The following is a 10877-nucleotide window of genomic DNA, read 5'->3' as shown; positions in this document are numbered from 1 at the left end:
TCAAGGTCAAGTTCGTGTTGTTCATTGTGATAGGCGTGCTCGCCGTCGGATTCACCGCGGTGCGCTATGCCGGTCTGGGCAACGAAATCGGGGCCGGGCGCTACACGGTGACCGCGGAACTGGCCACCGGAGGCGGGATCTTCCCGAACGCCGAGGTGACCTATCGCGGCAGCCCGGTCGGCCGGGTCGGTTCGGTTTCCCTGTCCGACAACGGGATTCGGGTCCAGCTCGAGATCGACTCGGACGCCCCGAAGATCCCGGCCTCGGCGCGCGCGATCGTCACCGACCGCTCCGCGATCGGCGAGCAGTACGTGGATCTGGTTCCGGACAACGATTCCCCGCCCTATCTGCGGGACGGATCGCGGATAGCCGAGCGCAAGACCGATGTCCCGGTCGCCCCGGCGCGGATGCTCGACGCGGTGGACAAACTGGTCAACGATGTGCCCACCGGTTCGCTGCGCACCGTCGTGGACGAACTGGGTACCGCGTTCGATGGCAGCGGCCAGGATCTGCGCACCCTGATCGACGCCGCGAACTCCTTCGTAGGCACCGCGGACGAGTACGTGCCGCAGACCAAGAAGCTACTGCACACCGGTGGGACCGTGCTCGACACCCAGTCACAGCTGACCGGGCAGCTGTCCACGTTCTCCAACGGCCTGCGCGATATCACCGCGCAGCTCAAGAAATCCGATCCGGACATCCGCAAGATCACCCACGAGGCCCCGCAGGTCACCGGGGAGGTGCAGAACTTCCTGCACCGCAGCGGAAACGGGCTCTCCGCGGTGCTCGCGAACCTGCTCACCACATCCCAGCTGCTCGAATCCCGGGTGCCCGCGGTGCGCCAGCTGCTCGTCGGGCTGCCCATGATCGGCGGGGTCAGTCCGACACTGTCGCGGGGGAACCAGGGCCAGCTCTCCTTCCAGCTCAGCTTCTACCAGCCGCCGGCGTGCACCAAGGGGTACCAGGCGACCAAGCAGCACGCGGGAACCGATATGGGTAACTACAACCCGAACCAGGCCGCCTACTGCGCCGAACCGAAAGGCAGCCCGATCCTGGTACGCGGCGCGCAGAACGCGCCCTACGGCGGAGCGCCGCCGAAGCCGGCCGCCCCGGCCCAGCTGCCCGGCGGGATGCCCGGAGTCATCGGCGAGGTCAGCGGTTCCGGTGGCCCGGACAGTGTCGAACAGCTCTACGGACTGCAGAAATGAACCGCCATCGGGTCCGGCTCTCGGTCGCGCTGCTCGCCGTGGCGCTCGCGGGACTCGGCGTGTTCGCCTTCTCCGCCTGGCAGGACGCCTTCGGCTCGGACGCCTCGGTCGCCTCCGCCCGCGACGGGGCGCTCGAGGCGGCGCGCACCGAGGTCGCCACGCTCGCCAGCCTCGACTACCGCAAGGCCGATGCGAACCTCGAGCAGTGGTCCGCGGTGGCCACCGGGGCCTACAAGGCGAACCTGGACCGAGCCAAGGAATCGGATGCCAATCAGGCCAAGCGGACCAAATCGGTGAGCACCGCGCGGATCACCTCGGCCGCGGTGACCAAGGTGGACGTCAACGCCGGGACCGCGACCGTGATCCTTTCCGCCGATGTGCACATCGCCGCGAACGGGAAGCCCGCGGTGCGCCGCAAGGCCGGATTCACCGCACGGATGGACCGGACCGATTCCGGCTGGCTGGTCGGCGATCTGTCCTCGACCGGGACGGGGACGCCATGACGGGCTGGCCGATCACCCTGCCGGGCCGGGTACGGGCACTGCCCCGCCGAGTGCGCGCTCTGCCCGGCCGAGTGCGGGCCCTGCCCGGGAAACTGCGCGCACTGCCCGCCGAGCAGGTCCAGCGCCGGTGTGCGGTACTCGCGATCATCGCCGCGGTGCTCGCCGCCGCGCTCGGGGTGACCGGGGCGCTGTTGCGTTCGGACAACGAGGCACTGGTGGACGCCGGCAAGACCAGTGAGCTCACCGATCGGCTGCGCGGTCCGCTGACCCAGGTGCTCAGCTACGACTACGCCGATCTGGACAACGCCCACAAGGCGGCGCGCGGCCTGTTCACCGGTGCCGCGGTGCGCCAGTACGACGCGCTGTTCGGGCGGATCAGGGACACCGCGCAGAGCAAACGGCTCATCGTCACCACGATCGTGCGCAACCTCGGGGTGGTCTCACTGCATGGGGACCGGGCCGAACTGCTCGGCCTCGTGGACCAGCAGATCATGTCCGGGGCAGCCCAGCAGCGCTCCGGGACCGCGCAGCTGCGCCTGGTCGCGCACCGGGATCCCGGTGGTTCCTGGAAGGTCACCGAGCTCGGCGTGCTCTGATCACGCCGCCTACTGCTGGCCCGGCTTGAGCTGGATGAACAGCGCGTCCAATTCGGCGCACAGCCGCTGTCCGTCGTGCAGGGAACCGCGGATGAACACCTTCCGGCCCTCGATCCGGTCCACCCAGGTCCGGCAGCGCAGCGGCGTGTCCAGCGGGGTGATCGAACGGTAGTCCACGGTGAGATAGGCCGTCCTGCTGACCCTGCCGTGGCCCATGACCGAGGCCATCCCGGCGAGATCGTCGAAGGCCACCGCCACCTGCCCGCCGTGCGCGGCGTTGTTGCCGCCGAGGTGGTACGGGCGGAACGTGACCACAGCGGAGACTCCGTCCGGGCCGGCCTCCTCGACCTCGTAGGGCGGAAGCGTGATGTTGCCCCGCGCGGGCAGGTCGATCCGGGTCCCCGCCGGGGTGTGCCACTCGTCGACCTGGGTGGCCGCCAGCCGCTCGTTGACATCGCGCAGATCCTCGATGAGGCCGTCGATCAGTTCCGGCGTCGGGCACGCGTACCTCGTCAGGTCCATCAGCCGACGGACCTCCTCGCTGAAGGCCCCGTAGCGGGGACCACCACGCTCGGTGGTCACCTCGAACCGGGACCGGAAGCCCCCTTCGTGGTCCGTGGCGCGCTGATCGGTGGTCGACTCGGTCATCGGACTCCTTCACGGCGGGCACGGCACATCGGCCCAGAATACCGGCGCAATCCCCGTGGAATGGGGTGTGGTGTGCGGTTTCACGCCGTGATGGGCGGATTGAGCGGATCGGTGTTCACCCAGCGCAGTCCGGGGCGCGGCGCTGAGCGGCTAGTGATGGCGCAGATCCGCCTCGATGGCGCGGGCCGTCTCCAGTAGCCGGGGGAGCAGTTCGCGGCGCAGATGTTCCTTGGTGACCCGGCTGGCGTGGGTGGAGATGTTGACCGCGGCCACGGTGCGGCCCTCACGGTCCCGGATCGGCGCGGCGATCGACCGCAGCCCGGCCTCCAGCTCCTGGTCGACGATGGCCCAGCCCTGTCCGGCCACGGTGTCCAGTTCGGCGCGTAGTTCCCCGGCAGAGGCCACGGTGCCCGGGCCGAGCGGTTCGGGGTGCAGCCGCCGGAGATAGTCCTCGCGTTCCGGCGCGGTGAGCCCGGCGAGCAGCACGTGCCCCATGGATGTGGCGTAGGCGGGGAACCGGGTGCCGATGCTGATGGCGACGGTCATGATCCGGCTGGTCGGCACCCGGGCCACATAGACGATCTCGTCTCCGTCCAGCACCGAGACCGAGGCGGACTCGTGCACCTGTGCGGCGAGCCGTTCCAGATGCGGCTGGGCGAGCTCGGGGAGTTCGATGCTGGACAGGTAGGAGAACCCGAGCTCGAGCACCCGCGGGGTGAGCGCGAACGTTTTCCCCTCGGTGCTCACGTAGCCGAGCTGCACGAGGGTGTGCAGCACCCGGCGCGCGGCGGCCCTGGACAGCCCGGTCGCGCGGGCCACCTCGGCGAGGGTCATCTCCGGGTGCTCGGCGCCGAACGCGGTGATCACCGAGAGCCCGCGCGCGAGCGACTGCACATAGCCGGAACTCTCGGGGTCCATGACCGGCATCCTAGGCGGCGGTTCAGTCCGTCCTGAGCACCACCGCGAGGCCCTGGCCGACGCCGATGCAGATGGCGGCCAGGCCCCAGCCACCGCCCGCGCGGCGCAGCCGGTGGGCGAGGGTGCCGAGGATGCGTGCCCCGGAGGCGCCGAGCGGGTGCCCGATGGCGATCGCGCCGCCGGCGGGGTTGACGATCTCGGGATCCAGTTCGGGCCATTCCGCGAGGCAGGCGAGTGATTGCGCGGCAAAGGCCTCGTTGAGCTCCACCGCGGAAAGGTCCGCCCAGCCGATTCCCGCGCGGCGCAGCGCGGTGCGGGCTGCCTCGACCGGGCCGATGCCGAACAGGTGCGGATCCACCCCGGAGGACGCGCAGGACACCACGCGGGCCAAGGGCTCGGTGCCGAGCCCGGCCGCGGTGCGTTCCCCGGCGATCAGCAGGGCGGCCGCGCCGTCGTTGAGCGGTGAGGCGTTGCCCGCGGTGACGGTGCCCTCGGCGCGGAACACGGGTTCGAGCCCGGCGAGTTTCTCCGCGGTGGAATCGGCGCGGATGCCCTCGTCCCGGCTCAGCCCGGTACCGGGAACGGGGACCAGTTCGGCGTCGAACTCACCGGCCTCGCTCGCCGCGGCCGCGCGGGAGTGGCTGCGTGCGGCGAAGGAATCCTGCTGTTCGCGGGTGATGCCATAGCGGTCGGCGAGGATCTCCGCGCCCTCGCCGAGTGCCACGGTCCACTGTCCGGGCATGGCCGGGTTGACCATGCGCCAGCCGAGAGTGGTGGAGTGCAGGGTTTCGTGCCCACGCGGGTACCCGTTCTCGGGTTTGGGCAGCACCCAGGGGGCGCGGCTCATCGACTCGACCCCACCGGCCAGCAGCAGCTCGGCGTCCCCGCAGCGCACCGCGCGGCTCGCGGCGATCGCCGCCTCCAGCCCGGAGCCGCACAACCGGTTCACCGTGGCACCGGGGATCGAGGTCGGCAGCCCGGCGAGCAGCACCGCCATCCGCGCCACATTGCGGTTGTCCTCTCCGGCGCCGTTGGCATCGCCGAAGTACACATCCTCGATCGCGGCGGGATCGAGGCCGGTCCGGCGATCCACGATGGCGCGGACCACATGCGCGGCCAGATCGTCCGGTCGCACCTCGGCGAGTCCCTTGCCGTACCGGCCGAACGGGGTGCGCACCGCGTCCAGAATGAACGCCTCGGTCACGACGCCTCCTTCAGTGCCCGCAGGGTGCTCAGTTCGGTCTCGGTAGGCGGGTCCTGCACGGTGATCTCCTCGGCGAGCCGTAGCTCCCAGCCCGTCGCCGCGCGCACCTGCTCGACCTCGACGCCCGGGTTGAGCGCGGTCAGGGTGAGTTCGTGGGTGTCCGGATCGGGTTCGAGCACGCCGAGGTCGGTCATCACCCTGGTCGGGCCTTTCCCCAAGGGGCGCAAGGCATCCCGCTGTTCGCCGTCACGGCCGTAGCCGAGCGAGGTCACGAAATCGACCGCGGCGACGAAGGCGCGCGGATTGTGCCGCATCACCACGAACACCTCGCGGCAGGAGGTGGCGATCTCCGGGGCGCCGCCCGCACCGGGCAGCCGCACCTTCGGCTCGGCGTAGCCCCCGATGACCGTGGTGTTGATGTTGCCGAACCGGTCGATCTGCGCCCCGCCCAGGAATCCGACGTCGATGCGGCCGGGCTGCAGCCAGTAGTTGAAGATCTCCGGGACCGAGACCACGGCGTCCGCGGTCTCGGCGAGGATCCCGTCCCCGATGGACAGTGGAAGCCGATCCGGTTTCGCGCCGAGAGTTCCGGACTCGTAGACGAGCACGAGATCCGGCGCGTGGGTGCGGCGGGCCAGATTGGCCGCGGCACTGGGCTGCCCGATCCCGACGAAGCAGGCGCTCCCATCGCGCAGCGCGCGGGCGGCGGCGACGGTCATCATCTCGTCGGTCGTATAGCTCATGAGAGCGGTTCCTTTCCGAGCATCGCAGCGAGCGTCAGCGAGCGAGGAGCGCGGGAAAGATCCGATCGGGACAGCACAGTCATGCGCCTGCCTCCTCGAACACGCTGGCGCGCAGCCATTCGGTGAACCGCTCCCGGTCTCGCCCGATCGGGTCCCATTGCTGATATGCGGTGTTGTCCCGCTCCGAATAACCCTGCGCGTAGGAGGGATGCGAACCGCCGGGAACGTGCGCGACCGCGGTGACCGCCCAGCCGGGCAGCACGATCGCCCCGGGCACCGGTTCGAGCTCGTCCACGATCTCCTCGACGGTGACCAGGGACCGGGCCGAGGCGAGCACGGTCTCCTTCTGCACCCCGGTGATGCCCCACAGCTGTACATTGCCCGCCCGGTCGGCGCGCTGGGCGTGCACGATGCCGACATCCGGGTTCAGCGCGGGCACCGCGGCCAGCCGCTCCCCGGTGAATGGGCACTCGATCGTCTTGATGTTCGGGGTCTGCGCGGGCAGGTCGGTGCCCAGATAACCGCGCAGCACGGCGAACGGCAGCCCGGAGGCGCCCGCCACATAACGGTTGGCCATTCCTGCGTGGCTGTGTTCCTCGATCTCCAATGGCACCGGCCAGTCGTGCTGGACCGCGTCCCGGAACCGGTGCAGCGAGCCGACTCCCGGATTACCGCCCCAGGAGAACACCAGCTTGCGCGCGCAGCCGGCGCCGATGAGCTGGTCGTACACGATGTCCGGGGTCATCCGGCACAGGGTGAGATCCCGCCTGCGGGCCCGGATGATCTCGTGTCCCGCGGCGACCGGGATCAGGTGCGTGAACCCCTCGAGTGCGACGACATCCCCATCGCCGACGAGCTCCGCGATCGCCTCGTCGAGCCGAAGCAGCATCGCCATCCACTCGCCTCCGTTCGCATAGTGAACACATGTGCTGTATGCGAACATAATCGGGCGCGCGGCATCCCGTCAAGACGAATCGGGGTCAGGGCCCGGTCCGGCCGTCGATCAGCTCGCGGGGGATGTCGGCGTGGCCCGCGTGTCTTCCGGTCTCCTCGATCACGTGTGCCAGGATCTGATCCTGCCGACCGGTGAGGCCGCCGAGTTCGACACCTCCGCGCTGCACTGGCTGGGCAGCGCCGACGGCGGGGTGGTCGAGCTGCTCATCCTGTTCGGCATGCACGGAGTCCGCGCGCACGTGCGCGGCGAACAGCGGGAACCGGTGGGGTAGCGGTCACCGCGCGACGGCGTGCACCGGTCCGGTGAGGTGCGCCCGGACGCACTTCTCCAGGGCGGCGAGCAGCCGGTTGCCGTCCCCGGTCCGGGTCGCGAGCACGACGTGGCTCGGTTCGATGTCCTCGATCAGCACCGCGGTCACATCCGGGCGCAGGCCGGCGAAGCCGAGATCCGCGGGCACGATCGCGACGGCCTCGCCCGCGGCGATGTGCTCGAACTTGTCCTCGATGGCATCAATGGACGGGCCATCGGGGACCGGGCGGCCGTCCGGGCGCGGTTCGGCACGCCAGAACGCCTGCCATTCCTGGGATGCGTTGCGCAGCCGGAGCATCGGTTCGTCCGCGATATCGGCGAGCGTGACGGACTCCTTGCCGGCGAACCGGTGCGCGCGCGGCACGAGCAGCGCCCTCGGCTCGTCGTAGAGCACGGCCACGTCCAGCCCCGAGGTGGGGAACGGCAGCCGGCTGACGGCCGCGTCCACCCGGTGTTCGAGCAGGGCGGTGCGCGGTTCCTCCCAGCGCAGGTGTATCGCGTTCACCTCGGCGTCCGGATGCCGGTTGCGCAGCTCGCGCACCACCGGCGTGACGATCACCCCGGCGATGTAACCGATGGTGAGCCTGCCCGGCCGGGCCGCCGCCTGGGTCCGCGCCTTGGCCTGGTTCGCGCCGCGCAGCAGTTTCCTGGCCAGTGGCAGGAACACCTCACCCGCCTCGGTGAGCCGGCTGCCCTGTGGGCCGCGGTCGATCAGCCGCGCACCGAGCTGATTCTCCAGCCGCCGGATCTGCCTGCTCAGCGAGGGCTGCGTGGTGTGCAGGACCTCGGCGGCGCGGCCGAAGTGCCCGTGCTCGGCGACCACGGTGAAGCACCAGACCAGCCGCAGATCCAGGTCGACGGGAGGTGATACGGAATCCGGCATACGCCAAGTGTAACTCGTCCGCGCCGCTTCTGGTTCGGTTAGAACTTCGGTGAGCTGCAGCGATACGGTAATCGTATTGCGTATTACGCAGCTTTCATTGGACCGGGCGGGGGATCGGCCCGCAGAGTCGGAGAGGTAACCGCCCTTCCCCGGAACCGCCGACGGCAGGGCACAGCCCGAGCAAGGAGTACTCCATGCGTGTTTTCGTGACCGGAGCGACCGGATTCGTCGGCAGTGCCGCGGTCCGTGAGCTGCTCGATGCCGGCCATCAGGTGCTCGGCCTCGCCCGTTCGGACGCCTCCGCCGCCGCGCTCACCGCCGTCGGTGCCGAGGTGCAACGCGGCAGCCTGCAGGACCTGGACAGCCTGCGGGCGGGCGCCGCGGCGGCCGACGGCGTGATCCACTGCGCGTTCAAGCACGACGACTTCGACGACTTCGCGTCCGCCGCGGAACTGGACCGCCAGGCGATCGCGGTGCTCGGCGAGACGCTTGCCGGGACCGGGCGGCCGTTCGTCGCCGCCTCGGGCCTTGCCGGTCTCGCCCCGGGGCGTCTCGCCACCGAGGAGGATGTGGTCGGCCCCGACTCGCCGCGGCATTCCGAGACGGTGCTGTCCTTCGCCGAGCGCGGGGTGCGAGCCTCGGTGGTGCGGCTGCCACCCTCGGTGCACGGCGAAGGGGACAAGGGCTTCGTCCCGGCGCTGATCGGCGCGGCCCGCAAGCGCGGCGCCGTGGTGTATCCGGAGCAGGGCACCAACCGCTGGTGCTCGGTGCACCGGCTGGACGCCGCACGGCTGTTCCGGCTCGCCGTGGAATCGGCACCGGCCGGGTCCCGGCTGCACGCCATCGGCGACGAAGGGGTGCCGGTACGCGAGATCGCCGAGGTCATCGGCAGGCACCTGGAGCTCCCGGTGAACTCGGTTTCCCCGCAGGAGGCCATCGAGGCCATCGGGTTCGTCGGGGCCATCTTCACGCTGGACGCCCCGGCTTCGGCCGCGCGGACCGGGAAACTGCTCGACTGGCATCCGGAACAGGTCGGCCTGATCGCCGATCTGGAAGCCGGACACTACTTCGGCTGAGGAGCCAGTATGGACGAGATCTGGATCAACGGAGCGACCGGGCGCTGTGGCCGGGCGATCGCCGCGAAGCTCGCCGACCGTGGGGTGCCGCTCGGTCTGGTCGGCCGCAACGCGGAGCGGCTGCGAGCGGTGGCCGGGGAGATCGGCGGGGCACCGCGGATCGTGGCCGCCGCCTCGCCCGAAGCGGTCGGCGCGCGGATCGCCGAGCACGCACCGGCCGTGGTGGTGAACACCGTCGGCCCGTTCGGCGAGACGGCGCCACCGATCCTGCGCGCCCTCCCGCCGGGAACGCACTACACCGACCTGTCGAACGACCTGTCCACGGTCGGCGAGCTGTTCGGCAGGCACGAGCAGCTCGCCGCGGCGGACAGCACCGCGGTGCCCGGGGCAGGGTTCGGCGTGCTCGGGACCGAGAGCGTCGTACTGAAACTGTGCGCGGGGAAGCCGGTACCGCAACGGGTCCGGGTGAACCGGGTCGCCGCGATCGACTCCGGTGGCGCGGATGTGGTCGGCGAGGCCCTGGCCGCGACCCTGATCGATGGCATCGTCGCCGGTGGACGCCGGTACGCGGACGGCAAACTGGTGCGGGCCGCGATCGGTTCCGAAGCCGAGACGCTCGCACTGCCCGACGGCGGGACCGCGCGGGTGGCCGCGGGGCCCTCCGGGGAACTGGAAGCCGCCCGCCGGGCGAGCGGGGCACCGTTCGTGGTCGCCGGTTCCGGTGAGCTGCCGTCCGGGATCGTGGCACGCGCGGTGCTTCCGGTGCTCGGCGCGCTGCTGTCGGTCCCCGCGATCGGCCGGTTCGCCAACCGCATGATCGCCAGGGTACGGGTGCCCGAATCCATCGGCGGCAGCGAATTCTCCTGGGCGCACGCCAGGGTTTCCTGGCCGGACGGTGCGACAAGGCAGGGTTGGCTGCGCACCGGTGAGGGCATGGGGTACACGACCAGTGTGGCCGCCGAGGTCGCGTACCGGCTGGCCGAGGGGAAGGGCCGTCCTGGGGTCTACACCCCCGGCGCGCTGTTCGGGCCCGGACTCGCCGAGGCCGCGGGCGGGACCTTCCTGCTCGACGAGGCTCACCAGACGGTGTAGCCGCCGTCCACGACCAGATCGGTCCCGGTGCAGAAACTGCTCGCCGCCGAGGCGAGGAAGACCACGGCCGGCGCGATCTCGTGCGGTTCACCCACCCGGCCCATCGGAGTGGAGTCCAGCCAGGCGGTTCGCCAGGTCTCGTTGGACATTCCGCGCTTGGTCAGTTCGGTGCCCACATAGCCGGGGGAGATGGAGTTGACCCGGACTCCGCGGTCGGCCCATTCTCCGGCCAGTGATTTCGTCAGGTGGATGACCCCGGCCTTCGCGGCGTTGTACGCGGACTGCGGCTGCGGATGATTGGCGATGTGCCCGCTCATCGAGCCGGTGTTGATGATGCAGCCGGAACCGCGTTCGAGCATGTGCCTGCCTTCGGCGCGGCAGCAGTAGAACACTCCGTCCAGGTTCACCGAGAGCACGCTGCGCCAGTCCGCGTCGCTGAGTTCCTCGCTTGGTTTGTTCGCCACGATGCCCGCGTTGTTCACCGCGATGTCCAGTGCGCCCGCCTCGGCGACGACCTGCGCCACGGCCGCGTCCACGCTCGCCGAATCGGTGACATCCATGGCCACGAAGCCGGTGCCGAGGCGCTGCGCGGTCGCGGCGCCCGCCACCGGATCGATATCGCCGATGAAGACCCGGGCACCCGCATCGAGCAGCGCGGTGACGATGGCCTCGCCGATTCCCCGCGCCCCACCGGTCACCAGTGCGGTCTTCCCGTCCAACCGGAACAGATCGGGCATCGTTG

12 protein-coding genes and 2 pseudogenes are annotated in these 10877 nt (G+C 70.5%); 6 read left to right on the top strand and 8 right to left on the bottom strand.

Annotation, left to right across the window (positions count from 1 at the left end):
- The first annotated feature begins 14 nt into the window (after positions 1–14).
- The 3 genes from A37U_RS0104405 to A37U_RS0104395 are packed head-to-tail and all read left to right on the top strand — an operon-like array spanning position 15 to position 2307.
- On the top strand, positions 15–1208 hold the full coding sequence (locus A37U_RS0104405) for an MCE family protein (RefSeq protein WP_169526804.1): 1194 nt from the start codon (positions 15–17) through the stop codon (positions 1206–1208).
- Positions 1205–1711, top strand: coding sequence for a hypothetical protein (locus A37U_RS0104400; protein WP_020495401.1), 507 nt, complete (start codon positions 1205–1207; stop codon positions 1709–1711). Before A37U_RS0104405 ends, A37U_RS0104400 begins: the two co-directional genes overlap by 4 nt.
- Positions 1708–2307 carry a hypothetical protein gene (locus A37U_RS0104395; protein ID WP_157182605.1) on the top strand — a complete coding sequence of 200 codons (600 nt, stop codon included), beginning with the start codon at positions 1708–1710 and terminating at the stop codon, positions 2305–2307. Before A37U_RS0104400 ends, A37U_RS0104395 begins: the two co-directional genes overlap by 4 nt.
- A 9-nt stretch (positions 2308–2316) precedes the next feature.
- Here A37U_RS0104395 and A37U_RS0104390 read toward each other — a convergent pair whose 3' ends face one another.
- The 6 genes and pseudogenes from A37U_RS0104390 to A37U_RS54760 form a co-directional block, all read right to left on the bottom strand.
- Positions 2317–2955, bottom strand: a complete 639-nt coding sequence (locus A37U_RS0104390) for a PaaI family thioesterase (protein WP_020495399.1) — start codon at positions 2953–2955, stop codon at positions 2317–2319.
- 150 nt (positions 2956–3105) lie between these two features.
- Positions 3106–3873, bottom strand: a complete 768-nt coding sequence (locus A37U_RS0104385) for an IclR family transcriptional regulator domain-containing protein (RefSeq protein WP_020495398.1) — start codon at positions 3871–3873, stop codon at positions 3106–3108.
- A 22-nt stretch (positions 3874–3895) separates the two neighbouring features.
- Positions 3896–5077, bottom strand: coding sequence for a thiolase family protein (locus tag A37U_RS0104380; RefSeq protein WP_020495397.1), 1182 nt, complete (start codon positions 5075–5077; stop codon positions 3896–3898).
- Complete coding sequence (locus A37U_RS0104375; RefSeq protein WP_020495396.1) at positions 5074–5820, bottom strand: CoA-transferase subunit beta; 747 nt, start codon at positions 5818–5820, stop codon at positions 5074–5076. Before A37U_RS0104375 ends, A37U_RS0104380 begins: the two co-directional genes overlap by 4 nt.
- Before the next feature lie 79 nt (positions 5821–5899).
- Positions 5900–6715: a CoA transferase subunit A gene (locus tag A37U_RS0104370; protein WP_020495395.1), complete on the bottom strand. Its 816-nt coding sequence runs from the start codon at positions 6713–6715 to the stop codon at positions 5900–5902.
- Between the two features lie 85 nt (positions 6716–6800).
- Positions 6801–6887 (bottom strand): annotated as a pseudogene (locus A37U_RS54760) (mycothiol transferase); the annotation flags it as partial.
- Between A37U_RS54760 and A37U_RS52505 the strand changes: the two are divergent.
- Positions 6885–7046, top strand: a pseudogene (locus A37U_RS52505) (XRE family transcriptional regulator); the annotation flags it as partial. The pseudogenes A37U_RS54760 and A37U_RS52505 overlap by 3 nt on opposite strands.
- Positions 7047–7049: 3 nt before the next feature.
- Here A37U_RS52505 and A37U_RS0104360 read toward each other — a convergent pair.
- Positions 7050–7967: a LysR family transcriptional regulator gene (locus A37U_RS0104360; RefSeq protein WP_020495393.1), complete on the bottom strand. Its 918-nt coding sequence runs from the start codon at positions 7965–7967 to the stop codon at positions 7050–7052.
- A gap of 194 nt (positions 7968–8161) precedes the next feature.
- Here A37U_RS0104360 and A37U_RS0104355 point away from each other — a divergent pair, with 194 nt between their 5' ends.
- Together A37U_RS0104355 and A37U_RS0104350 are read left to right on the top strand one after the other, a co-directional pair.
- The gene (locus tag A37U_RS0104355; RefSeq protein ID WP_020495392.1) at positions 8162–9043 is read left to right on the top strand and encodes an SDR family oxidoreductase; all 882 of its coding nucleotides are present in this window, start codon (positions 8162–8164) and stop codon (positions 9041–9043) included.
- 9 nt (positions 9044–9052) lie between these two features.
- Positions 9053–10135: a saccharopine dehydrogenase family protein gene (locus A37U_RS0104350; protein WP_020495391.1), complete on the top strand. Its 1083-nt coding sequence runs from the start codon at positions 9053–9055 to the stop codon at positions 10133–10135.
- On the opposite strand, the gene A37U_RS0104345 is transcribed toward A37U_RS0104350, so the two are convergent.
- Complete coding sequence (locus A37U_RS0104345) at positions 10120–10872, bottom strand: SDR family NAD(P)-dependent oxidoreductase (protein WP_020495390.1); 753 nt, start codon at positions 10870–10872, stop codon at positions 10120–10122. The genes A37U_RS0104350 and A37U_RS0104345 overlap by 16 nt on opposite strands.
- Positions 10873–10877: the final 5 nt, after the last annotated feature.

Source organism: Sciscionella marina DSM 45152, assembly GCF_000379465.1.
Taxonomy (GTDB): Bacteria; Actinomycetota; Actinomycetes; order Mycobacteriales; family Pseudonocardiaceae; genus Sciscionella; species Sciscionella marina.
The sequence above is the reverse complement of the archived record's forward strand: the minus strand, read 5'-3'. Positions and strand labels throughout refer to the sequence as shown.

Excerpts from the sequence above, each read along its gene's own strand:
- A37U_RS0104400 (WP_020495401.1), top strand. The coding sequence starts at position 1,205 with ATGAACCGCCATCGGGTCCGGCTCTCGGTCGCGCTGCTCGCCGTGGCG.
- A37U_RS0104395 (WP_157182605.1), top strand. The coding sequence starts at position 1,708 with ATGACGGGCTGGCCGATCACCCTGCCGGGCCGGGTACGGGCACTGCCC.
- A37U_RS0104390 (WP_020495399.1), bottom strand. The coding sequence starts at position 2,955 with ATGACCGAGTCGACCACCGATCAGCGCGCCACGGACCACGAAGGGGGC.
- A37U_RS0104385 (WP_020495398.1), bottom strand. The coding sequence starts at position 3,873 with ATGGACCCCGAGAGTTCCGGCTATGTGCAGTCGCTCGCGCGCGGGCTC.
- A37U_RS0104375 (WP_020495396.1), bottom strand. The coding sequence starts at position 5,820 with ATGAGCTATACGACCGACGAGATGATGACCGTCGCCGCCGCCCGCGCG.
- A37U_RS0104370 (WP_020495395.1), bottom strand. The coding sequence starts at position 6,715 with ATGGCGATGCTGCTTCGGCTCGACGAGGCGATCGCGGAGCTCGTCGGC.
- A37U_RS0104360 (WP_020495393.1), bottom strand. The coding sequence starts at position 7,967 with ATGCCGGATTCCGTATCACCTCCCGTCGACCTGGATCTGCGGCTGGTC.
- A37U_RS0104355 (WP_020495392.1), top strand. The coding sequence starts at position 8,162 with ATGCGTGTTTTCGTGACCGGAGCGACCGGATTCGTCGGCAGTGCCGCG.
- A37U_RS0104350 (WP_020495391.1), top strand. The coding sequence starts at position 9,053 with ATGGACGAGATCTGGATCAACGGAGCGACCGGGCGCTGTGGCCGGGCG.
- A37U_RS0104345 (WP_020495390.1), bottom strand. The coding sequence starts at position 10,872 with ATGCCCGATCTGTTCCGGTTGGACGGGAAGACCGCACTGGTGACCGGT.